Origin of the sequence: Nocardioides sp. GCM10023255, from assembly GCF_042653125.1 — a bacterium.
Classification (GTDB): Bacteria; Actinomycetota; Actinomycetes; order Propionibacteriales; family Nocardioidaceae; genus Nocardioides.
The window spans coordinates 279,745-300,427 of record NZ_JBHSHU010000013.1 but is presented as its reverse complement, the minus strand read 5'-3'; the positions used below and the strand labels follow the sequence as shown (position 1 = coordinate 300,427).

Genomic DNA, 20,683 nt, shown 5'->3' with positions numbered 1-20,683 from the left:
CCTCTCACCCGGGCATGGCTAGTCTGCGGACCATGTCGTCTCCCGTCGCTTCCCCTGTCGTGGTGGCCGAGATCGTCCGTTCCGGGTTCGTCGAGGGCCACCACTACGGGTCGGTGGTCGCGCTGGACAAGGCCGGTGACCCCGACTGGGGCGTCGGCGCCACCGAGGTGCCGATCCTGCCCCGGTCGTGCAACAAGCCGGTCCAGGCGCTCGCCATGGTCCGGCTCGGTCTGGACCTGCCGCCGCATCTCCTGGCTCTCTCCTGTGCCTCGCACTCGGGTGAGGACTTCCACGTCGCTGGCGCCCGCCAGATCCTCGACTCGGTCGGGCTGGACGAGACCGCGTTGCAGACCCCCGCTGACTACCCGCTGGACGATGCCACCCGCGACGAGCTGATCCGCTCGGGTGGGGAGAAATCACCCATCCTGATGAACTGCTCGGGCAAGCACTCGGCGATGCTCGCCACGTGCGTGGTGAACGGGTGGGACATCGCGACCTACCGCGACCCCGAGCACCCGCTCCAGCGCGCGATCGCCGCGACCTTCGCCGAGCTGACCGGGGAGCCGGTCGCGGTCACGGCCGTGGACGGGTGCGGTGCGCCCCTGCTGTCGACCTCGCTGGTCGGGCTGGGGCGGGCGTTCCGGGCCCTCGCGGTCGCCGAGGGCGGCCCCGAGAGGCGGGTGGCCGACGCGATCCGGCAGCACCCGTCGTACGTCTCCGGCTCGCAGCGCGACGAGCGGGCGCTCCTGGAGGCGATCCCCGGCGCGATCGGCAAGGCCGGGGCGGAGTCCTGCTACGCCGTCGCGCTCCCGGACGGCCGGGCGTGGGCGCTCAAGACCGACGACGGCGCGCCGCGGGTGCGCCCGGTGCTGATGGCCGAGGCGCTGCGCCGCTCGGGTGTGCTCGAGGAGGCCGGCGTCGACGCCGAGGCGGTACGACGCACGGGCGTCCACCAACTGCTGGGCGGCGGTGCCCCGGTGGGGGAGATCCGCGCCTGCTACTGAGCGTGCGCGGGGGCGCCTGATGGGCGGCTCCTGATGGTCGCCGGGCTGGTGCTGGCGGCCCTGGTGGTCTTCGCCGCGGTGTGCCCGATGCTGGGCCGCATCGGCGCGGTGCTGCTCGCCCTCATGTCGGTGCTGTGGCTGCTCGTCAACCGGTCCATGGAGGGCGTCGTCATCGTGCCGGTCACACGGCTCCACGGGCTGACCAGCGCCGACCTGGCCGGCCTGGCGGGGATAGCGGTCGCGGTGTGGGTGTGGCTCGCTGCGGGGCGTCCTCGCCGCGACTGAGTCCCGCCGATTCTTCACCCACCGCGGGCGGCGAGGGCCTTGTGTTTCGAACGCATGTTCGAGAGAATGGGTCATGGCCGTCCATCCGATCCGCATCCCCGACATCGTCGGGGCGGTCGGTGCGGCGACCGAGGCGGTGGGTGCTGCGCAGGCGGTGCCCACCTCGGCCGTCTCGGACGAGGACCTCGCGGTGGTGACCGAGCAGCTCGCGAGTCTCGAGGCGAGGGTGTCGGCCCTGCGGCACGAGCTGCTCCTCGTCGCGGATGAGCGCGAGCTGGCCGCCAAGGAGGCCGCTGCCGGGACCGATGCCTGGGCGGCTCGACTCACCGGCGACACCCGTGAGCTCCTGGCCGGCGGGCTGCACACGGCGCGGTTGCTGCGCGAGAAGTACGCCGTGACGAGGGGCGCGTTCGCCTCCGGCCGGATCAACCTCCAGCAGGCCAAGGTGATCGTCAATGCGGCCGAGCAGGCTCCGCCGGAGGCGAGTCCTGCGCAGGTGGCGGCGGCCGAGGCGTGGCTGGTCACGAAGGCGACCGGGGACGGCAACCGGCACGGCCGGCCGATGGACGTCAGGCAGCTGCGGCGCAGCGCACGCCGGATGTTCGACGTGGTCGATCGCGGCCTGGCCGACGCTCACGAGCAGATCCTCCTCGGTCGCCGGGAGCGCACGGCGGAGCGCGAGACGTTCCTGGCGCTGCACGACAACGGCGATGGCACCTTCTCAGGCAGGTTCACGATCCCCGAGCTCCACGGCAACCTGTTCCGTCACGCCCTCCAGCGACTGTCCGCGCCGAGGCGGCTGGGCCGCAGCAAGGCGACCGGGGCGACGGAGGTGGACGAGTCCGTGCAGGACCTGAACGTCTACGAAGCCCACGGGCTCGCGTTGCTCGAGCTGCTCGAGCACCTGCCGACCGACGGTCATGCGGCCAACGGCGTGACCCTGATCGTGAAGGTCGGTCTCGACCAGCTGCGCACTGACCTCGGCGCCGCCGGCCTCGAGACGGGCGCGGACATCACCGCCGGCGAGGCTCGTCGGCTGGCCTGCAATGCCGGCATCGTGCCCGCGGTTCTCGATGGCGCCTCCCGACCCCTCGACCTCGGGCGCACCAGACGCCTCTTCGGTCCTGCTCAGCGACAGGCGCTCTCGTTGGTGCACGACTCCTGCGCCATCGAGACGTGTCAGCGGCCCTTCGCCTGGACGGAGGCCCACCACTCTCTCGAGGCATGGGCGACCGGAGGGCGCACCGACCTGGCCAACGCCCTGCCGCTCTGCGGCTACCACCACCGGCGGGCGCACGACGAGGCGTTCAGGCTCGAGCGGGGTCACGGTGGCTGGCGACTGAGGCCGCGCAGATAGTGCTGGCAACCGTCAGTTGCGACGGCAGACCATGAGCGGGTTGCCGTCGGGGTCCTCGAACTGCACGAACGAGACGCTGCCGATGTCCTCGATGTCGGAGGTCAGCGGTACGTCGAGCGCGCGCAGGTGCCGGACGGTCGCGTCCAGCGCCAGCCGGGTCTCGCCCTCGGTGGAGATGTCGAGGATGGTCCCGCCGTGGACGCCATCGCGAGCTCGACGCCCAGCAGTGCGGCGTACCAGGCGGCGGAGGTCGGCAGGTCGCGCACCGGGATGAAGACCTGGCCGACAGCTCGCTGGATCGGACTCTGCATGCGTCGGATCGCAGGTCACGCTCGTTTGCTAGCAACGAGTCATTGTCAGAAGTCCTTATTTCATTGGGACTTCCGGCCCGATGTGAACGGGCTCACCCCGTCCCTGCTTGCATTTGCTAACTCTTGCTAGCACTGTGGAGGCATGGCCAAGGGAAAGGTCGGCAAGACCGTCGAGTCACTCGGTGACTACCTGAGGGAGCAGCGGATCGCAGCGCGCTTGTCCCTCCGGCAGCTCGCCGAGCAGGCCGGCGTCTCCAATCCCTACCTGAGCCAGATCGAGCGTGGTCTGCGCAAGCCCTCGGCCGACGTCCTGCAGCAGATCGCCAAGGCGCTGCGGATCTCCGCGGAGCAGCTCTACATCCGCGCCGGGATCCTCAGCCCCGAGGACGGCGTCGGCGGCTCGGTCGAGCTGGCCGTGCTCAACGACACCGGTCTCACCGAGCGGCAGAAGCAGTCGCTGCTGGACGTCTACGCCTCGTTCCTGGCGCTCAACAACGCCAGCACGGCGAGCGACACCACCCTCCCCACCGAGAACAAGGAGTGATCGACATGGCCAAGGCCAAGTTCGAGATCAAGGACATCAAGATCGACGCCACCCGCCCCCTCTACGTCGGCGTGGGTGTCACCGACCTCGCCGTCGAGTACGTCCGCGGCGCCGTCGCCGGCGTGCAGACACGCGTGGCCGGCGTGCAGAAGACCGTCACCGACATCGACGTCAAGCCGCAGGCCCTGCGCGAGCAGGCCGTCACCGTGGTGAACTCCCGCGTCGAGGCGCTGTCCAAGGACGCCAAGGCCCGCCGCGCCGCCATTGAGGCGCGCGTCGCCGAGCTCCAGTCCGAGGCCAAGGAGCTGCCCTCCAAGGTGCAGGCGATCGTGAACGAGAACGTCGCCACCGTCACCAGCGCCTACGGCGACCTCGCCAAGCGCGGCGAGACCCTGGTCGGCCGGATCCGCAAGCAGGAGTCCACCAAGGCCACGACCACCGCGGCGAAGACCACCACCGCCAAGGCCAAGACCACCACGACGCAGGCCAAGAAGACCACCAAGTCGGCGGCCAAGAAGACCACGTCGGGCGCGAAGTCCACCGCCAAGAAGGCCGCGACGACCGCGAAGAAGTCGCCGGCCAAGAGCAGCGCGAAGGCGACCGCCACCGCGGCCAAGACCACCGCGTCGAACGCCACCACCGCGGCGACCGAGGCCGCCGAGAAGGTCGGCGACTGAAGAGCTCCGGCTCCTGAGGGATCCGACGACGGGCAGCTGAGCCTGTTCTAGGACCCGCCACCACGGCCCCCTTCTCCCTGCGGAGCGGGGGGTCGTGTCGTTCGGGCCCGCGCCTGCGCGGCCGTCGTAGTCGACCACGTCCCCGACGGCGCGACCGCGCAGCTGGTGTGGCAGGAGGAGGAGGAGCCCGAGGAGGACCCGGGCGTCATCTACGTCGTGCTCGAGGTCGACGACCAGACCGTCGCCGTCGAGGAGAGTGGGAACGTCCTGATGACCGACGACCCCCGCGACCTCGACCTGCGCGTCAGCGTCGACGAGCTGCTCTGCTGGGCGCGGGGGCCTAGCCGCTGACCGACTCCAGAACCGTGGCGAGCTCCACGGGTCGGCTGACCATCGGCCAGTGCCAGGTCGGCAGCTCGACGTACGTCCAGTCGCCGTCGACCATGTGCGCGAACGCCGGCGCGTGGGGTGCCATCTGCTGCACCTGCTCGAGGTTGAAGCTGCACAGCACGCCCGTCCGCGGCAGGCGCTCCCAGGCGCCGATGAGCCCGACCGGCTGGGTGGCGGTGCGCCACGGCTGCGGCTGCGAGCCTGCGACCAACGCGGCCACGGCATCGTCGTCGACGTCGGGCGCTTCCGCGGCGAGCGCGGCCCAGGGCGGTGGCGGGAGCTTCCAGCCTTCGCCGCGGGCCGTGACCAGGTCCTGGTTGGCCGCCCGCGCGTCTGGTCCCTCGAAGTCGGCCTGCGCCATGCCGTCCGGCAGGGGACCGGAGTCGATGTAGACCAGCCGCGCCACACGCTCAGGCGCCCGGTCTGCCGCGCCGGTCGTCACGAGGGCGCCGTAGCTGTGGCCGACGAGCACGACCTCGTGCACGACGTGGCCGCGCTCGATCAAGAAGTCTGCGACGTCGCGCCAGATCGAGGCGCCGAGCCAGAAGCCGGGGACGAGGACGTAGGTGGTGGTGTGCATGACCGTGACGCTACGGTGCTTTGTGGACAGTTCCCGCCCGGTATTCCGCCGCAGTTTTCCAGCCAGCCCTCGAGGAGAACCGTGACCCGACCCACCGCACGCGTGCTCGCGATGCTGGAGCTGCTCCAGGCGGGCGGGCAGCGCACCGTCGGCGACCTCGCGGCGCGGCTGGGGGTCGACGAGCGGACCGTCCGGCGCTACTCCGAGCACCTTGCCGACCTCGGCATCCCGGTCCAGGCGCAGCGGGGCAGGTACGGCGGCTACCGGCTCTCACCGGGCTACAAGCTGCCCCCGCTGATGCTCACCGACGACGAGGCCGTCGCCGTCGTCTTGGGCCTGCGGGCCGCGGAACGCGCGGGGCTCGCCACCACCGAACATGCGGCGACGGCGAGCGCGCTGGCGAAGGTGTCGCGTGTGCTGCCGCAGGCCCTGCGCCAGCGGCTCGACAGCCTGCTGTCGACCGCGCACTTCACGACCCCGGCGCGCGCCAGCGCTCCCGCCGGCGCCGACACGCTGCTCGATCTCGCCGGGGCAGCGCAAGCGCGGCGCACCGTCGTGATCGCCTACACCGCCTGGGACGGGCGGGAGTCGCAGCGTGAGCTCGACGTCTACGGCCTGGTCTTCCACTCCGGCCGGTGGTACGCCACCGGACACGATCACGGCCGTGATGACGTGCGGACATTCCGCCTGGATCGCATCGCCTCGGTCAGTCAGGGCGACGGCTCCTACGTCGTGCCAGCCGACTTCGACGCGACGACGCGGGTCGTGTCCGGCATCGCCGCGGTCGGGTGGTCCCACGAGGTCGCCGTCGTGCTGCGGACAACTCTCGTGGAAGCGGCCGAGCGACTGCCCCCGAGCGTGGGACGGCTGAGCGAGCACGTTGACGGGGTGCTCCTCGAGACGCGCGCCGAGCGTCTCGACGGCATGGCCTGCCTGCTGGCCGGGCTCGGCTGGGACTTCGAGGTGATCACTCCCCCCGCTCTGCGCGATGAGGTCCTCGCCCTGTCCGACCGCCTCCGAGTCAGCGCGGCGCGCGGCACCGACGCCGGCACCAAGCCTGGTTCGCGGAGTCCGTGAGCGACGCCACGTGGCCGCACATCCCCAGCTCGTCACTGCGACGACCCGTCGCAGATCGATGGATCCGGTCAACGGCTCGCAGCCTCGGACCGCGAAGACGCACTCACCCGGTCAGTGCGCGGTGAGGGATTCCCACTCGTCCCGGAACTCGGGGTGCCCGACGTACCCCGCCGCGAGGAGCAGGAGCAGCCCGCAACCGCCTGGGGCGTGACGGCTCCCGCAGTGCTCCAGGATCAGCAGCCTGCGTTCCCGGCACGCCGTCAGCGCGCCGACCATCACGTCGTGGACGACCGGGCCCAGCCGCTGACTCCGGTCGTCGTGGAGGTAGGAGCGCGCGACAGCCTCGTCCTCCGCGACCCGGGCGAGCAGGAAGTCGCGCAGGTCGGACGTGTCGCCGTGCTCGATCACGTCTGTGGTGTCCCAGGCTGTCATGGCGCTCACTGCTCCCCGGTCTGCGTTGCTGCCCAGCGACGCTAGGGCCAGAACGCGGGCCCGGGACGAGATCGTCGGGAGACGGGCCGAAGGTCCCGGGCGCGGGGTCCAGAGGTCCCAAGACCACCGGGCACGGCCTAGGCTGGTCAGGTGACAGTCTTCGATCTGGAGGTCGGCTTCTCGCTCGCGGTGGGGCTGCTGCTCCTGTGCGTGAAGGTCTTCGCCTTCGTGAACAGCCTGCTCTGGTCGGGCCCGGCCTACCAGGCGGCGGGCAAGCTCACCAAGCCCGCCTGGTCGATCATCCTCGGGCTCGGGATGGTGCTTCAGATCCTCCGGCCGGCGGCGACGATCGACCTGCTGAACCTGGCCTTCACGATCGCGGCTTTCGTCTACCTCGCCGATGTCCGTCCCGCGCTGGCTTCCCTGACCCGCCGTCGCTAGGCGTGGCCTCATCCGACTTGTACGAGTAGCCGTACCCGTAGCCATAGCCGTACCCGTAGGTGCGGCTGCCGCGGCGCGACGGGGCCAGGTTGATCACGATGCCGACCACCTTGGCGTCGACCGCCTCGATACGCTCGATCGCGTGCCGCAGCTGGTCGCGGGTGGTCTTGCCGTGCCTTACCACGACCAGCGCGCCGTCAGCCTGTGCGGACAGCAGCGCCGCATCGGTCACCGGCAGCAGCGGCGGGGCGTCGAGGATGACGACGTCGTAGGAGTCGCGCAGCTCGCCGAGCATCTTCTCCATGGCGTGGGACTGGAGCAGCTCGGACGGGTTCGGCGGGATCGGACCGCTGGAGATCACGTCGAGCCCGGTCTCGCCGTAGGGCTGGATGGCGTCGGACAGGGCGACCTTGCCGATCAGCACGCTCGTCGTGCCGACCGCGCCGTCCAGGCCGAGCCGCTTGGCGATGAGCGGGCGGCGTAGGTCGCACTCGACGAGCGCGACCCTCTGGCCGGCCAGTGCCAGGGTGATGGCGAGGTTGACCGCGGTCGTCGACTTGCCCTCGCTCGGCAGCGAGCTTGAGACCACGAAGACCCGCTGGTCACGGTCGACCTCGACGAACTGCATGTTGGTGCGCAGCACCCGGAAGGCCTCGGCCCACGGCGTGACGTCGCTGAGCACCTCGGCGGGGGAGCGCTTCACAGCGGTTGCGTCGGCGCCGATGTGGCCCAGGATCGGGGTGTCGGTCACCTGCGCAACGTCCTCGGCGTTGGCGACCGTGGTGTCGAGCAACTCGCGCAGCACTGCCACTCCGACGCCGAGCAGGAGGCCGAGCACCAAGGCAAGGCCCAGGTTTCGGACCGGCTGGGGGCTGACGGGAAGGTCGGATACCTGGGCGTTGTCTACGATCGAGGCCTTGACGAACGGAACGTTCTTGTTGTCCGGGGTCTCGAGCTGGGCGACGAGGCTCTTGAGTTGCTCTGCGTAGGCTTGGGCGATGTCGCGGGCGAGCACCGGATCGGGGTCGGTCGCGGTGATCTGCAGGATCACGGTGTCCGGGTCGACCATGGCCGTGACTTCCTCACGCAGGTCGTCCGGGTTGATCGAACCGCCGAGGTCGTCGGCGACCTTCTCGGCGAGCGGGCGGTCCTTGACCAGCGAGGCGTACGACGTGATCCGCTGGGTGGCGAACAGGTTGCCCTGATAGGCCTGCGACGAGTCCGACGGGCTCGTGGAGACGAAGATCCGGGTGGAGGAGGCGTACTGCGGAGTCGTTTGCCAGGTCAGGACCGAGGCGGCCGCGAGCGTCAGGAAGAGGCAGAGGACGACGACCTTCCACCGTCGACGGAGCGTGCGCCAGTAGTCCTTGAGTTCCACGTGTGTCCCGTCTGCGTCGCGATCTAGGCCCCATGCGCGGCGTGGCGCGGCATCACTCTATCTGGGTATGGACAGGTGGTCAGGATTCGCCCGGCTACCATGGAGTACGGATGCGGAGGTCGCGTCCTCAATCAGGGGGCTACCCGTCTATGGCACGCGATTTCGAAGTCCGACCCTGGGGCACGTGGGAGGTCCTGGACTCGGGTGACGGCTGGAAGGTGAAGCGGATCGAGGTCCGTCCCGGCCATCGGCTCTCGCTGCAGACGCACGCGCACCGCGCCGAGCACTGGGTCGTCGTCGCCGGCGTCGCGACCTGCGCCATCGACGACCGGACCGTGGTCGCCCGCCCCGGCGAGTTCGTCGCCGTCCCGATCGGCGCCGCCCACCGCATCACCAACACCCACGACGAGGACTTGGTCATCATCGAGGTCCAGCGAGGCTCCTACACGGGTGAGGACGACATCGTCCGGCTCGAGGACGACTACGGCCGCAACGAGCACCTGCGCCGCTGAGCCAGCGCTCCCTCAGCCCTCCAGGTCGGCGTCCACCATCCGTCCCACCAGCTCCTCGAAGCCGACGGTCGGCACCCAGCCGAGCAGCTCGCGCGCCCGCGTCGCGTCTCCGACCAGGTCGGTCGGGTCCGCAGGCCGGACGAACTCGGGGTCGACGCTGACCAGGCCTTCCCAGTCCTCGATCCCGGCCCGGGCGAACGCCGTGGCGACGAAGTCGCGCACCGTGTGGCCGACGCCGGTGGCGACCACGTAGTCGCGCGGCGCCTCGGCGCGGGCGGCCCGCACCATCGCGTCGACGTAGTCCGGGGCCCAGCCCCAGTCGCGCCGGGCGTCGAGGTTGCCGATGACCAGCCCGTCGGCCTCCCCACGGGCGATCGCGGCCACGCCGCTGGTGATCTTGCGGGTCACGAAGTGGGTGGGCCGACGCGGGGACTCGTGGTTGTAGAGGATCGCGCTCACCGCGTGCAGCCCGCGGCGCCGGTGCACGTCGACCATCAGGTGGGCGTAGGCCTTCGCGGCGCCGTAGGGGTTCACCGGCCGGACCGGCGTCGACTCGTCCTGCGGGCTGGCCGGCGGCTCCCCGAAGATCTCCGCGCTCGAGGCCTGCACGAAGCGGACCGGGCGGCCGGACTTCTCCTGCGCCTCCCACGCCGAGCCCATCAGCGAGCCGGCCGCCAGCGCGTTGACCCGGGCCGTGAGCTCGGGCTCGGTCCACGAGCGGGCGACCGAGGACAGCCCGGCCAGGTTGTAGACCTCGTCCGGCGCCAGGTCCACGACCAGCGCCCGCACCCGCTCGGTGCGGGTCAGGTCGCCGACGTGCAGCTCCACGCCGTCCAGGCCGAGCGCCGCGAGGTCCGGCAGCGGCTCGTCTGCGTGCGCGAGCGCGTGCACCTCGACGCCCTCGGCGAGCAGCCGCTCGGCGAGGTAGCCGCCGTCCTGGCCGCCGATCCCGGTGACGAACGCCCGAGTCACAGTCTCGTCACCAGCCCTGCCGGGTCGCCTCGAGGTCGGCCTCGACCATGAGCGCCACCAGCTCGGGGAACGACACCCGCGGCTTCCAGCCCAGCACCTCCCGCGCCTTGCTCGCGTCGCCGATCAGGTGGTCGACCTCCGCGGGCCGCATGAACCGCTCGTCCTGGCGGACGTAGGGCGCCCAGTCCTCGATCCCGACGTGGTGGAAGGCCGCGTCGAGGAAGTCGCGGATCGAGTGCGCCTCGCCGGTGGCGATCACGTAGTCGTCGCCCTGCGGCTGCTGCAGCATCAGCCACATCGCCTCGACGTAGTCGCCGGCGAAGCCCCAGTCGCGCTCGGCGTCGAGGTTGCCGAGCACCAGCTCGTCCTGCAGGCCCAGCTTGATCCGGGCCACGGCCTGGCTGATCTTGCGGGTCACGAACTCCGGCCCGCGGCGCGGCGACTCGTGGTTGAAGAGGATCCCCGAGGAGGCGTGCATCCCGTAGGACTCGCGGTAGTTGATGGTCATGTGGTGGCCGAAGACCTTGCTCACGCCGTACGGCGACCGCGGCCAGAGCAGGGTCCGCTCGTGCTGCGGCGACTCCTGCACCTTGCCGAACATCTCCGAGCTCGACGCCTGGTAGAAGCGCACGCCGTCCGGCCGGGCCCCCGCTCGGTAGCCCCCGTCGGCGTAGCCACGGTGCAGGCGCAGCGCCTCCAGCACGTTCAGCACGCCCTTGGCGGTGACGTCGGTGGTCAGGTGGGCGTTCTCCCAGGAGTAGGCCACGAACGAGACCGCGCCGAGGTTGTAGACCTCGTCGGGGTCGGACTCGCGCAGCGCCCGCAGCAGGCTGGACATGTCGGTGAGGTCGCCGTTGTGGAGGCGTACGTCGGGGAGCAGCCGCTCCACCAGCTCGCGCTTGGGGTTGTTCTGGCCCCGGATGAGCCCGTGCACGTCGTACCCCTTGGTGAGCAGCAGCTCGGCGAGGTAGAGGCCGTCCTGGCCGGTGATGCCGGTGATGAGCGCGGTGGGCATACGGGGGATTGTGCCCGACACGCCTCTCCGAACCCGGTGTCGCTCCCGCTCAGTAGGCGCCGCGGGAGCCGAAGACGGCTCCGAAGGTGCGGGCCAGGATGGAGAGGTCCTGCATCATCGACCAGTTGTCCACGTAGTAGAGGTCGAGCCGGATGGCCTCGCTGATGGTGAGGTCGTTGCGGCCGGACACCTGCCACAGGCCGGTCATGCCGGGGCGCACCCGCAGCCGTCGGGACATGCCGCCCGAGTAGAGGGCGACCTCGCGCGCGACCTGGGGACGCGGGCCGATCAGGCTCATGTCGCCCTTGAGGACGTTGAACAGCTGGGGCAGCTCGTCGACGGAGTAGCGGCGCAGCCACTTGCCGGGCGGCGTGATGCGGGGGTCGTCCTTCATCTTGAAGAGCAGCGCGCTCTCGCCGAGCTGACGCTGGAGCTCGGCGACCTTGGCCTCGGCGTCGACCACCATGGTCCGGAACTTCAGGCAGGCGAACTCCTCGCCGTTGCGCCCGATCCGGGTCTGGCGGAACAGGACCGGGCCACGGTCGTGGGTCTTGATGCGCAGCGCCGTGAACACCAGCAGCGGACTGAACGCGCAGATCAGCAGGAAGGAGCCGCACACGTCGAAGAGCCGCTTGGCCCATCGGGACGCGTCCGTCGCGGTGGGTGGGTCGATGTGGATCAGGGGGAGCCCGCCGACCGGGTGCACCCGCACCCGTTCGCTGGAGATGTCGGTGACGCTCGGCGCCACGACCACCTGCACGTTCTCGTGCTCGAGGTCCCAGACGATCTTCTGCATCTGGGCCGCCGAGCTGAGTGCGCCGCCGGCGAAGAAGATCACCTCGACGCCGGACCGCCGGGCGAGGTCGGTCGCCTCGTCGGCGTTGCCCAGGACCGGGATCCCGGTGGCGGTCTCCTCGGTGAGCTCGTGCTCCGGCGTGAGCGCGCCGACGATGTTGTAGCCGAGCCACGGCTCGCGACGCAGGACGGCCGCGATCTCGTCGATGTGGACGACCGAGCCGGCGATCAGCACACGCTGGAGGAGGACGCCGCGCCGGCGGGCGCTGTGTAGGACCCGCCTCAGGACGAAGCGTCCGAGCACCAGCGTGGGCAGCCCGACCACGAACGCGAGCACGAAGAAGCCACGGGAGAGCTGGAACTTGGCGAGGTAGCAGCCGATGCCCACGACGCCGGCTGTGACCAGCGTGGCGTTGACGACCCGCTTGTACTCCTCCGTGCCGGCTCCGAAGATGGTGCGCTGATAGCCGCCGAGCATGGCGACGGCCAGGACCCACGCCAGAAGGATGAGCGGCCCCGCCAGACCGAGGCTGTCGACCACGTTCGTCGAGCTCTGGAAGACGGAGAGTCGCTGCCGGCCGAGGGCCGCGATGGTCCCGACGCCGGCGATGACGGCCAGGTCCACGGTCAGAGCGGTCGCGGGGAGGGCGCGCAGGGCGCGACTAGGGGTGCTGCTGCCGAGCCGTTGCCGGCTGTCCGAGAGAAGAGTCATGGAGTTGTGTCCAGTCCAGGTGCCCTGACGGGGGAGGGGCGGGTGGGGCGGGGATGGCTCCGTTGTCATCGAGCCCTCATCTTGTCCCATCGACACCCCCCGTGACATGGAAACTTCCTTTGTTTACAGAGTCAACCGTCCGCGTCACCCCGTGGTCACACGCCCGACATGTGATACGCGATCAGTGCCCTCTCGCGCAGGGCTTCCCGGCAGCTTCACCCCTGGGGGTGGCTTGCTGACGGCTCGGAGCGGCAAGCGCGGCCGAGGCGCGAGCCGGTCGTCCGACGACGTCCCGGTGGGGACGTCGCTGAGCCCGGAGAATCGTACGACGAAAGGCCCGTAGGTCAGGCAACGCCGAGCGTCGGGTCCGGGGAGGCAGGAGCGGTGACGGCGCTGCGCTCGAAGAGGTCCCACGCGTCGGGATCCTCGGGGTGGAGGCCGTGAGCCTCGCACCAGTCCTCGAAGGGGGTGGTCAGGCCCGAGTCCCGGCTCTCGCGCACGTCATCCCAGTGGATGAGTCCCATGGTCACTCTCTTCCCGTCACGACGCCTGCGGCGACGTGGCTCGAACCGGGCCCCAGCGGCAGGCCTTGTGGTGCGGTACAGGGAGCTGTGCTTTCCGAGACGATGCTCAAGGCATCGGCGGTCGAAACGTGTTCTTGAGTTGTGGCTAGACCAGGCTGGTCCCGACCATGTCACGGGAAGGTGAAGAAAACCTCAAGATGGCCTCAAGGCAGATGCACGAGGTCTAGCGTCGTGGTCAACACACGGGGGACGGTGTGGGCGAGCACTCGGGCTCGCCGCCCGAGATGACTCCGGGTGCCAGGGTCCAGCCGCAGGGCCCGCGGACCGGAGAAGGTGATGCCGTCATGGCACTCCCTCGCAAGATCGTCACCCTGCACTCGCCGGTCCCCAAGCAGATCCTCGACGACCTGCTGACCTGCATCGAGCAGTCGCTCGATCGGACCGGGGCCTCCCGGGTCTGGATCGACGGCCGCTTCTGCCCCGAGCTCGTGGTCATGGCCGAGTTCGCCGACGTCCCCGCGGACGGCTCGGTCCTCGACGGGGACGAGTCCTGCGGGGAGGTGCTGCCGGACCTCCCGGCGCCTCGCCAGGGGTGAGTGTCCCTGCTCACTTCTGGGGAGAACGGTGTGGCGGACGACGCGTCGACGCCACTTCGGTGGTAATCCGGCGTAAGGGTTACTCTTCCGTTTACTCTTACGACGGCTTCTCGGGTAATCCCCCGTTTCCCCCGAACGACCCGGCTGTCCGTCCCCTGACGCGTCGAACCCGGAAGGCCGCCCCGTGGCGAACACCCGCAAGATCCTCACCCTGCACTCCCCGATCGGGCCGCACGTCGTCGACGAGCTGCTGACCGCGATCGAGAAGGCCCTGCACCGCGTCGGCGCGGAGCGGGTGTGGATCGACCCCCGCTCCAGCCACGACCTCACCATCCTGGCCGACCTCCCCGAGCTCAGCGCGGCGTCGCTCGCCGACGTCCCGGACCCGCGGTCGATCGACGACGCCATCTCGGACAGCGTCGTCTCCTGAGGCCCTGCGCCTCGTGACCGGGTCAGCCGTCGGGCTGACCCGGTAGCTGGTCCACCGAGGTGGCCGGCGATGCCAGCGCCACCAGCCCACACGCCACCAGCACGCCGCCGCACACCTCCTCGCTGATCGCGGTGGCGCCGACCTCGTGGCCGGCCAGGAGCGCTCGCAGCAGCAGCCCCACGCCGCTGCCGAGGAGCGCCACCACCGACGCCAGGTGACGGCCGGGCTGGCCCACGAGGATCCGCAGCGCCCCTCCGGCAGTCGCGATCGCGAAGCCGAGCGCCCACAGACCGTTGGTCTGCGCCTCGCTTCCCGTGGGGTAGATCTCCCACTGCGCCACCAGCAGGAACGCCGCGACCACCAGCGCCACCAGGGCCCCGAGCGCGGCCAGCGGCGGCCGTGGTGCCCGGTGGGTGCGCCGGATCAGCGCCTCCCGCCGGCGGTCCACCCGCCGCGAGGTCCGTCGCACCTGCGGGTCGTCGATCATGACCGCTCCTCCCGGCGTGCCTCGGCCAGGTCGGCGGCGGCGAACGCCACCGCCAGCGCGGCGCTGGTCAGCACCAGTCGTCGGCGGTGCGGCCCGAACGCGGCCAGGCCCACCATCGACGCGGCGTGGACCAGGTCGACCGCCGCGTCGGCCTCCGGCACCCATGCCCGGTGCAACCAGCGGCCGCCCAGCGACTGGACGACGTACCGGCCGCCGAGGACGCGCACCGTACGCCGCACCCCGACTCCGTCCCGCGACCCGGTCAGGCGGACCGGCAGGCCCGGCCGGGCGAGCGCCACCACGCCGAGGGCCAGGCGGGCGGCGTCCGGGCGCCTCACGGCTTCCTCCACCGGGTCAGCGCGAGCGCGCCGGCGGCCACGGCGACCGCCGCGGCGCCGAGCGTCCCGTGGTGCTGGGAGGCCCACAGCTGCGGGGACCTGCCCCAGGACCTGTCGTCGAAGAGGCCGTGCGCGCCGAAGTCGTGGCCGTCGGGGCCGTCGGCCGGCTCCCAGAGGTTCGCCGGCTGGTCCGGCGGCTTGGGCTGCCCCGTCTGCTGGGCCCCGAAGCCGGTGCGGGCCAGGTAGCGGTCGAGCAGGCCCGGGGCGACGGCGTTCGCCAGCAGCGTGGCCGCGGTGGTCTCGCCGACCCAGTACTCCCGCCGCCGCGGGTGGTCCGCGGCGTACACGACGCCTCGCGCGGCCACCTCGGGCTGGTAGATCGGCGGCACCGGCTGGGCCTGGTGCGGCAGCCGGGACAGCACCCAGGAGAACTGCGGGGTGTTGACCGCCGGCATCTGCACCATCGTGACGTGCACGTTGCTGCGGTCGTGCAGCAGCTCGGTGCGCAGCGACTCGTGGAAGCCCTGGAGGGCGTGCTTGGAGCCGCAGTACGCCGACTGCAGCGGGATGCCCCGGTAGGCCAGCGTCGAGCCGACCTGCACGATCGTGCCGCGGTCCCGCGGCAGCATCCGCCGCAGCGCCGACCGGGTGCCGTTGACGTAGCCGTGGTAGCTCACGTCGGTCACCCGCTGGAACTCCTCGGGCTCGATGTCGACGAACCGTGCGAACACCGAGGTGAAGGCGACGTTGACCCACACGTCGATCTCGCCGAGCACCTCCTCGACCTCGTCGGCCGCCTTCTCGACGGCCCGGTGGTCGGCCATGTCGACGCTGACCGTCAGGGCCTGCGCCCCGGCCTGCTCGACCTCCGCAGCCACCGCGTCCAGGCCGGTGGTGCCGCGGGCGAGCAGCGCCACCGAGTCCCCGCGCGCCGCGAACATCCGGGCGGTGGCCCGCCCGATCCCTCCCGTCGCGCCGGTCACGACGACGACGCGTCGGCGTTCGTCCGATGTCATGCGTTCCTCCCTCTCTCGTGTCTCCTCGTCTGCTGCACCTGTCGCACTACCTGCTCCGCGCCCAGAACCCGCGCGACGGGACCCCCGCCTCGCCGAGCCGCTGCGCGGTCTCGAGGAGCACCGCGTGCACGAACGCCTGCGGCAGGTTGCCGCGCAGCTGCCGCTGCACCACGTCGTACTCCTCGGTGAAGAGGCCGGGCGGCCCGAGGGCGCCCCGGTTGCGCTCGAACCACCTCAGCGCCGCGGCGACGTCGCCCTGCTGGAGCGCGGCGAGCGAGAGGTGGAAGCCGCTGAGGACGAACGCCCCCTCGGAGTCGTGGAACGGCACATGGGGGTCCTGCCGGAAGCGGTAGACGTAGCCGTCGTCGGTCAGCTCCTCCACGACCGCGCGGCAGGTCAGCACGTGCCGGGGGTCGTCGGCCGGGACCGCGCCGCGGATGCCGGGCAGCAGCAGCGCGGCGTCCACGCCGGCGTCGTCGGGGGAGCGCTGCCAGCGGCCGTCGGGGTGCCGGCAGTCGCGGTCGACCGAGGCGACCAGCCGGTCGGCGAGCTGCTGCCAGTCAGCAGCGACCCGGCCGGTGCGCCGGTCGGCCACCGCACGCAGCCCGGCCGCGCACATCAGGCGGGAGTGCGCCCAGCGCCGGTCCTCGAGCTCCCAGATCCCGGCGTCGGGGTCGTCCTGCCGCGCGACGACGGCCTCGACGAGCGCCTCGACCGCCTTCTCGCCGACCCCGTCCAGCCGCCCCGCGCGGTCCGCGGCGGCGAGGAGCAGCAGTGCCTCGCCGAGGGCGTCGAGCTGGAACTGGGCGTTCGCGCGGTTGCCGACCCGGACCGGTGCGCCGGGGTAGCCGGGCAGCGTCAGCCGCCGCTCGTCGGGCACCGGCTCGCCGTCGACGGTGTACGCCGGCCGCAGCCGCGGGCCGTCCTCGAGGACTCGCTCGGAGACGAACCGGACCGCGGCGTCGAGCAGCTCGTGGCCGCCGACCGCGGCGGCGGCCTGGCCGGCGTAGCACTGGTCGCGGATCCAGGCGTAGCGGTAGTCGTAGTTGCGGCCCTGGTCGGCGCGCTCCGGGAGCGCGGTCGTGGCCGCGGCGACCATGGCGCCCGTGGCGCCGGTCAGGCCGCGCAGCACGGCGTACGAGTGGTGGGACTCCCCGGGCGCGGCCGACGCGTCGAGGTCGGGTACGGCGTCGCGCCAGGCGCGCTCGGTGGTGGCCCAGGCGGCGGCCGCGTCGGGGGGTGCGTCGGGCAGCGGGTCGCGGCTGATCTCGAGGACCAGGTCGTGGTGGCCGCCCTCCGGCACGTCGAGGTGGACGCTGATGCGCCCGTCGTCGAGCCGCGCATGCTCCGGGACGCCCGACCAGCGGTAGCGCAGGTCGCCGGTGCGGCCCTCCCACACGCCGGCCGCGCTGCGGCGCACCGTCATCGGGCGGGCGCCGAACTCGGCGCGGCACTCCAGGGTGGCGCGGACGTGTCCGTCGCCGAGGGTGGCCTCGACCCGGCGCAGCAGCACCACCCGGTCGCGGTCGCCCGGCAGGGCCAGCGCATCGCGGCACTCGAGCACGGCGTTCGTCGCCACCCACCGGCCGCGCCAGATGAGGGTGTCCTGGTCGTAGTGGCCGCCCCAGACGAATCGGTCGCTGGTGGGGGTGACGGCGTAGCTGCCGGCACCACCGAGGAGGCTGGAGAACACCGCGTCGTCGTGCCACCGCGGGGCGCACAGGAATGCGACGTCACCGCGCGGGCCGACCAGGGCGCCGCGCTCGCCGTCCGCGAGGAGCGCGTACTGCCGCAGCGGGACGGGTGGGAACGGCGCCTTCACCGGGCGGGGGAGCAGGTCGGCCGGGCCATGGGGTGGTTTCCTCCTGTCGTCGGGTCTGCTGTCGTGCTGGGTGCGTACCCGGACCGGAAGAAAGTATGCGCTAGGGCATATATGCTCAAGCGCAAAGTGATGAGGAGTCGTGCGCGTGATGAAGCGTGACGAGCTGGTCGAGGAGTTCCTGCGCGCCAGCCGTGCCCTGGTGGGCCTGTCGGTGCAGTCGGTGGCGGCCGCGCCGGTCGAGGTGACGCTGGTCCAGCACCGGCTGCTGGTGCTGCTGGCCGCCCGGGGCGAGCAGACGGTCGGGGACATCGCGGCCGAGCTGGGCGTGAACCCCTCCAACGCCACCCGGCACTGCGACCGGCTCCAGCGGCTCGGCCTGGTCGAGCGCCGGCGGTCCGAGCAGGACGGCCGGGTCGTCCAGATCGCCCTGACCGGCGCGGGGCGCGAGGTGGTCGAGGCGGTGTCGGCCCGGAGGCGCGATCAGGTGCGTCAGGTGCTCGACGGCATGGCCGTCGAGGACGTCGAGGCGGTCCTCGCCGGGCTGCGCGCGTTCAGCGACGCGGCGCACGAATCTGCGGAGCGGGACTGGGTCACCGTGCTCGGATGACGCCGAGGAGCGAGCGCCGCCGGCGCCCGTGGTGGGTCAGGCGGTGACGCCGGCGCCTTCGCGCGCCGTGCTGATCGCCTGGTAGCTCTCCCACGCGCCGAACTTCTCGGGGTGGATGCCCTGGGAGGTGCACCAGTCCTCGAAGGGCGTGGTGAGGGGCTCACCCTCGTCGGCCCTCAGGGCCTCGGACCACGATCTGCTCATGTCGCCACGATCGACGGCGGTGGCGCCTTCCTGAGTCGAATCGCCCTCGGCCTCACCGAAAGTGGGTACGGCATCCATCGTCAACGAGATCTCCGAGGGTCGGCAACAAGGTCGAGCCCCCCGCTCGGGGGCACCATGCCCGCCTGCCGGCGCACGAAACCTCCGCCGGCCGACGGATCCTGGTCAGCCCTTCGGGTAGGCGTCCCCGGCGGCCTGGCGCGCCTCCCAGGCGCTGCGCACCATCTCGTGCAGGTCGTGGCGCATCTCCCAGCCGAGGTCGCGCGCGGCCAGCTCGCCGCTCGCCACGATCCGGGCCGGGTCGCCGGGACGACGGTCCTTGATCGTGGGCTCGAAGTCGACCCCGGTCACCTCGCGGATCGCGTCCATGATCTGGCGCACCGAGACGCCCTCGCCGCTGCCGAGGTTGTAGACCCGCTCGAGCGGCTCGCCCTCCACCAGCCGACGGGCGGCGGCCACGTGCGCCAGGGCCAGGTCGGAGACGTGGATGTAGTCGCGCACGCAGGTGCCGTCCGGCGTCGGGTAGTCGTCGCCGTTGATGTGCGGCGTCGCGCCCCGGTAGAGCGCGTCGAACACCAGCGGGAACAGGTTGTGCGGGCTCGCGTCGAAGAGCTCGGTGGAGCCCGACCCCACCACGTTGAAGTAGCGCAGCGAGGTGTGGCGCAGCCCGTGGGCGCGCTCCACGTCCCGGAGCAGCCACTCGCCGATCAGCTTGCTCTCGCCGTACGGCGACTCCGGGCCGGTGGCGGTCTCCTCGGTGACCAGGTCGACGTCGGGGGTGCCGTACGTCGCGGCGCTGGAGGAGAACACCAGCTTGTCGATGCCCCGCGCCTGCATGGCGTCGAGCAGGATCACCGTGGCCGAGACGTTCTGCTCGTAGGTGTGCAGCGGGCGGGAGACCGACACCCCGGCGTACTTGAACCCGGCGATGTGGATGACGCCCTCGACCCCGTGGTCGTCGAGCGCCGACTCCACCGCGGCGCGGTCCAGCAGGGTGGCCCGCACGAACGGCACGCCCTCGGGCACGAACGCCTCGAACCCGGAGGAGAGGTCGTCGAGCACGACCGGCTTCATGCCCGCCTCCGCCAGCGAGCGGACCACGTGCGCCCCGATGTAGCCGGCTCCACCAGTCACCAACCAGGTCACGTCAGACTCCTATCGCACGCATCGGGACCGCAGACGGGTCAGGATAGGGGATCGGGCCGCGGGCCCCGGCGACGCGCGGTGTGGGTGCCCGCCCACGGCCCGGTCGCCGTTAGGGTGGTCCGGTTGTGAACCGCCGAATCATGCTGCCGCTGCTCGCCCTCGTCCTGCTGGTCGGGGGCGTGGTCGGCGAGGTCGTCTGGTCGCAGGACGTCGTGGGCGCCGGCGACGTCAGCCTCGTGGCCGACGGCGACACGTTGTCCGCCGGCCGGGTCGACCCCCAGCTCGACCCCCGGGCCGAGCCGGCCGGGCCGCTCGAGGGGCGCCGGATCGTGATCGACCCCGGTCACCAGCTCGGCAACCACAACTACCCGGACGAGATCAACCGGCCGGTGCCGGCCGGCGGGTTCGAGAAGCCGTGCAACACCACCGGGACGGCCACCAACGGCGGCTACCCCGAGGCGACCTTCGCGTGGCGGGTGTCGAAGCTGGTCAAGGCCCGGCTGGTCCGCCTCGGCGCCACGGTCAGGCTCACCCGGCACAGCAACCGCCAGGACCGTTGGGGTCCGTGCGTGGACGCGCGGGGCCGGGCCGGCAACAAGGCCCCCGCCGACCTCAAGATCAGCATCCACGGCGACGGCAGCACCTCCTCGGGCGCGCGCGGCTTCCACGTGATCGCGCCCACCGACCGCAGGCCCTGGACCCACGACATCTACAGGTCCTCGCGCCGGCTCGCCCGCGAGTCGCGGGCCGCGCTGCGCTCGGCCGGGGTGCCGGTCGCCAACTACATCGCCGGCGGCGACGGGCTGGACTTCCGCTCCGACCTCGGCACGCTCAACCTCTCCGACATCCCGACCGTGATGGTCGAGCTCGGCAACATGCGCAACCGCGCCGACGCCCGCCGGATGACCACCTCCGCCGGCCGGGACGCCTATGCGCGGGCGCTGGTGCGGGGCGTGCGTCACTACCTGCGCTGATCCGGCGGACCGTCGGCCGGGCAGTTCGCCCGCGGGCCG

General features: G+C 71.7%; 27 protein-coding genes. 13 read left to right on the top strand and 14 right to left on the bottom strand.

From position 1 onward, the window contains the following. Nucleotides 1–32 precede the first annotated feature (32 nt). The 3 genes from ACFO9I_RS22465 (at nt 33) to ACFO9I_RS22455 (ending at nt 2,646) form a co-directional block, all read left to right on the top strand. Complete coding sequence (locus ACFO9I_RS22465) at nt 33–1,004, top strand: asparaginase (protein WP_379185016.1); 972 nt, start codon at nt 33–35, stop codon at nt 1,002–1,004. A 33-nt stretch (nt 1,005–1,037) separates the two neighbouring features. Continuing rightward, a complete protein-coding gene (locus tag ACFO9I_RS22460) occupies nt 1,038–1,289 on the top strand; it encodes a hypothetical protein (protein ID WP_379185014.1) in 252 nt (83 codons plus the stop codon). A 73-nt stretch (nt 1,290–1,362) separates the two neighbouring features. After that, nucleotides 1,363–2,646, top strand: a complete 1,284-nt coding sequence (locus ACFO9I_RS22455) for an HNH endonuclease signature motif containing protein (protein WP_379185012.1) — start codon at nt 1,363–1,365, stop codon at nt 2,644–2,646. Between the two features lie 12 nt (nt 2,647–2,658). Here ACFO9I_RS22455 and ACFO9I_RS22450 read toward each other — a convergent pair whose 3' ends face one another. Continuing rightward, complete coding sequence (locus tag ACFO9I_RS22450; RefSeq protein WP_379185010.1) at nt 2,659–2,976, bottom strand: VOC family protein; 318 nt, start codon at nt 2,974–2,976, stop codon at nt 2,659–2,661. 123 nt (nt 2,977–3,099) lie between these two features. On the opposite strand from ACFO9I_RS22450, the gene ACFO9I_RS22445 reads away from it, so the two are divergent. The 3 genes from ACFO9I_RS22445 to ACFO9I_RS22435 all read left to right on the top strand — a co-directional run bounded on the left by ACFO9I_RS22445 (nt 3,100) and on the right by ACFO9I_RS22435 (nt 4,529). After that, nucleotides 3,100–3,501, top strand: a complete 402-nt coding sequence (locus ACFO9I_RS22445) for a helix-turn-helix domain-containing protein (protein ID WP_379185008.1) — start codon at nt 3,100–3,102, stop codon at nt 3,499–3,501. 5 nt (nt 3,502–3,506) lie between these two features. Continuing rightward, the gene (locus ACFO9I_RS22440; RefSeq protein ID WP_379185006.1) at nt 3,507–4,178 is read left to right on the top strand and encodes a hypothetical protein; all 672 of its coding nucleotides are present in this window, start codon (nt 3,507–3,509) and stop codon (nt 4,176–4,178) included. 165 nt (nt 4,179–4,343) lie between these two features. Beyond that, a complete protein-coding gene (locus ACFO9I_RS22435) occupies nt 4,344–4,529 on the top strand; it encodes a hypothetical protein (RefSeq protein ID WP_379185004.1) in 186 nt (61 codons plus the stop codon). Here the strand turns inward: ACFO9I_RS22435 and ACFO9I_RS22430 are convergent. Further along, nucleotides 4,519–5,148 (bottom strand): alpha/beta fold hydrolase, encoded by a 630-nt coding sequence (locus ACFO9I_RS22430; RefSeq protein WP_379185002.1) that lies wholly within the window; start codon nt 5,146–5,148, stop codon nt 4,519–4,521. The genes ACFO9I_RS22435 and ACFO9I_RS22430 overlap by 11 nt on opposite strands. Before the next feature lie 81 nt (nt 5,149–5,229). Here ACFO9I_RS22430 and ACFO9I_RS22425 point away from each other — a divergent pair, with 81 nt between their 5' ends. Beyond that, nucleotides 5,230–6,225, top strand: a complete 996-nt coding sequence (locus ACFO9I_RS22425) for a helix-turn-helix transcriptional regulator (RefSeq protein ID WP_379185000.1) — start codon at nt 5,230–5,232, stop codon at nt 6,223–6,225. A gap of 111 nt (nt 6,226–6,336) precedes the next feature. Here the strand turns inward: ACFO9I_RS22425 and ACFO9I_RS22420 are convergent, their stop codons facing one another. After that, nucleotides 6,337–6,657 (bottom strand): DUF6221 family protein, encoded by a 321-nt coding sequence (locus ACFO9I_RS22420; protein ID WP_379184998.1) that lies wholly within the window; start codon nt 6,655–6,657, stop codon nt 6,337–6,339. Between the two features lie 150 nt (nt 6,658–6,807). Here ACFO9I_RS22420 and ACFO9I_RS22415 point away from each other — a divergent pair, with 150 nt between their 5' ends. Next, nucleotides 6,808–7,098, top strand: coding sequence for a DUF2516 family protein (locus ACFO9I_RS22415; protein ID WP_379184996.1), 291 nt, complete (start codon nt 6,808–6,810; stop codon nt 7,096–7,098). On the opposite strand, the gene ACFO9I_RS22410 is transcribed toward ACFO9I_RS22415, so the two are convergent. Then, nucleotides 7,028–8,476 carry a polysaccharide biosynthesis tyrosine autokinase gene (locus ACFO9I_RS22410; RefSeq protein ID WP_379184994.1) on the bottom strand — a complete coding sequence of 483 codons (1,449 nt, stop codon included), beginning with the start codon at nt 8,474–8,476 and terminating at the stop codon, nt 7,028–7,030. The two genes, ACFO9I_RS22415 and ACFO9I_RS22410, sit on opposite strands and share 71 nt — an antisense overlap. 149 nt (nt 8,477–8,625) lie before the next feature. Between ACFO9I_RS22410 and ACFO9I_RS22405 the strand changes: the two genes are divergently transcribed. Next, nucleotides 8,626–8,988, top strand: a complete 363-nt coding sequence (locus tag ACFO9I_RS22405; RefSeq protein WP_379184992.1) for a phosphomannose isomerase type II C-terminal cupin domain — start codon at nt 8,626–8,628, stop codon at nt 8,986–8,988. A 12-nt stretch (nt 8,989–9,000) separates the two neighbouring features. On the opposite strand, the gene ACFO9I_RS22400 is transcribed toward ACFO9I_RS22405, so the two are convergent. The 4 genes from ACFO9I_RS22400 to ACFO9I_RS22385 form a co-directional block, all read right to left on the bottom strand. Next, nucleotides 9,001–9,960, bottom strand: coding sequence for a GDP-mannose 4,6-dehydratase (locus ACFO9I_RS22400; RefSeq protein ID WP_379184990.1), 960 nt, complete (start codon nt 9,958–9,960; stop codon nt 9,001–9,003). Nucleotides 9,961–9,967: 7 nt separating this feature from the next. Next, nucleotides 9,968–10,975 carry a GDP-mannose 4,6-dehydratase gene (locus tag ACFO9I_RS22395; RefSeq protein WP_379184988.1) on the bottom strand — a complete coding sequence of 336 codons (1,008 nt, stop codon included), beginning with the start codon at nt 10,973–10,975 and terminating at the stop codon, nt 9,968–9,970. A 49-nt stretch (nt 10,976–11,024) separates the two neighbouring features. Beyond that, nucleotides 11,025–12,482 (bottom strand): sugar transferase, encoded by a 1,458-nt coding sequence (locus tag ACFO9I_RS22390; protein ID WP_379184986.1) that lies wholly within the window; start codon nt 12,480–12,482, stop codon nt 11,025–11,027. Between the two features lie 344 nt (nt 12,483–12,826). After that, nucleotides 12,827–13,006: a hypothetical protein gene (locus ACFO9I_RS22385; RefSeq protein WP_379184984.1), complete on the bottom strand. Its 180-nt coding sequence runs from the start codon at nt 13,004–13,006 to the stop codon at nt 12,827–12,829. Nucleotides 13,007–13,350: 344 nt separating this feature from the next. Between ACFO9I_RS22385 and ACFO9I_RS22380 the strand changes: the two genes are divergently transcribed. Then, nucleotides 13,351–13,602 carry a hypothetical protein gene (locus ACFO9I_RS22380; protein ID WP_379184982.1) on the top strand — a complete coding sequence of 84 codons (252 nt, stop codon included), beginning with the start codon at nt 13,351–13,353 and terminating at the stop codon, nt 13,600–13,602. Between the two features lie 184 nt (nt 13,603–13,786). Beyond that, nucleotides 13,787–14,032, top strand: coding sequence for a hypothetical protein (locus ACFO9I_RS22375; protein ID WP_379184981.1), 246 nt, complete (start codon nt 13,787–13,789; stop codon nt 14,030–14,032). Nucleotides 14,033–14,054: 22 nt separating this feature from the next. On the opposite strand, the gene ACFO9I_RS22370 is transcribed toward ACFO9I_RS22375, so the two are convergent. From ACFO9I_RS22370 to ACFO9I_RS22355, 4 genes are read right to left on the bottom strand one after another with little or no spacing between them, the layout of a single operon-like run. Then, entirely contained in the window at nt 14,055–14,519 is a 465-nt protein-coding gene (locus ACFO9I_RS22370; protein WP_379184979.1) for a hypothetical protein, read from the bottom strand. Further along, nucleotides 14,516–14,857 (bottom strand): hypothetical protein, encoded by a 342-nt coding sequence (locus ACFO9I_RS22365; RefSeq protein WP_379184977.1) that lies wholly within the window; start codon nt 14,855–14,857, stop codon nt 14,516–14,518. Before ACFO9I_RS22365 ends, ACFO9I_RS22370 begins: the two co-directional genes overlap by 4 nt. Continuing rightward, nucleotides 14,854–15,873, bottom strand: coding sequence for an SDR family oxidoreductase (locus ACFO9I_RS22360; RefSeq protein ID WP_379184975.1), 1,020 nt, complete (start codon nt 15,871–15,873; stop codon nt 14,854–14,856). The genes ACFO9I_RS22365 and ACFO9I_RS22360 overlap by 4 nt, the downstream gene beginning before the upstream one ends. Nucleotides 15,874–15,919: 46 nt before the next feature. Beyond that, complete coding sequence (locus tag ACFO9I_RS22355; protein ID WP_379184973.1) at nt 15,920–17,695, bottom strand: glycoside hydrolase family 15 protein; 1,776 nt, start codon at nt 17,693–17,695, stop codon at nt 15,920–15,922. Nucleotides 17,696–17,843: 148 nt separating this feature from the next. Here ACFO9I_RS22355 and ACFO9I_RS22350 point away from each other — a divergent pair, with 148 nt between their 5' ends. Next, entirely contained in the window at nt 17,844–18,302 is a 459-nt protein-coding gene (locus tag ACFO9I_RS22350) for a MarR family winged helix-turn-helix transcriptional regulator (protein ID WP_379185088.1), read from the top strand. 36 nt (nt 18,303–18,338) lie between these two features. Here the strand turns inward: ACFO9I_RS22350 and ACFO9I_RS22345 are convergent, their stop codons facing one another. Both ACFO9I_RS22345 and galE read right to left on the bottom strand, forming a co-directional pair. Then, nucleotides 18,339–18,506, bottom strand: a complete 168-nt coding sequence (locus tag ACFO9I_RS22345) for a hypothetical protein (RefSeq protein WP_379184971.1) — start codon at nt 18,504–18,506, stop codon at nt 18,339–18,341. 183 nt (nt 18,507–18,689) lie between these two features. Next, nucleotides 18,690–19,670 carry a UDP-glucose 4-epimerase GalE gene (gene galE, locus ACFO9I_RS22340; RefSeq protein WP_379184969.1) on the bottom strand — a complete coding sequence of 327 codons (981 nt, stop codon included), beginning with the start codon at nt 19,668–19,670 and terminating at the stop codon, nt 18,690–18,692. Between the two features lie 125 nt (nt 19,671–19,795). On the opposite strand from galE, the gene ACFO9I_RS22335 reads away from it, so the two are divergent. Next, nucleotides 19,796–20,644 (top strand): N-acetylmuramoyl-L-alanine amidase family protein, encoded by an 849-nt coding sequence (locus ACFO9I_RS22335; RefSeq protein ID WP_379184967.1) that lies wholly within the window; start codon nt 19,796–19,798, stop codon nt 20,642–20,644. Nucleotides 20,645–20,683 lie beyond the last annotated feature (39 nt).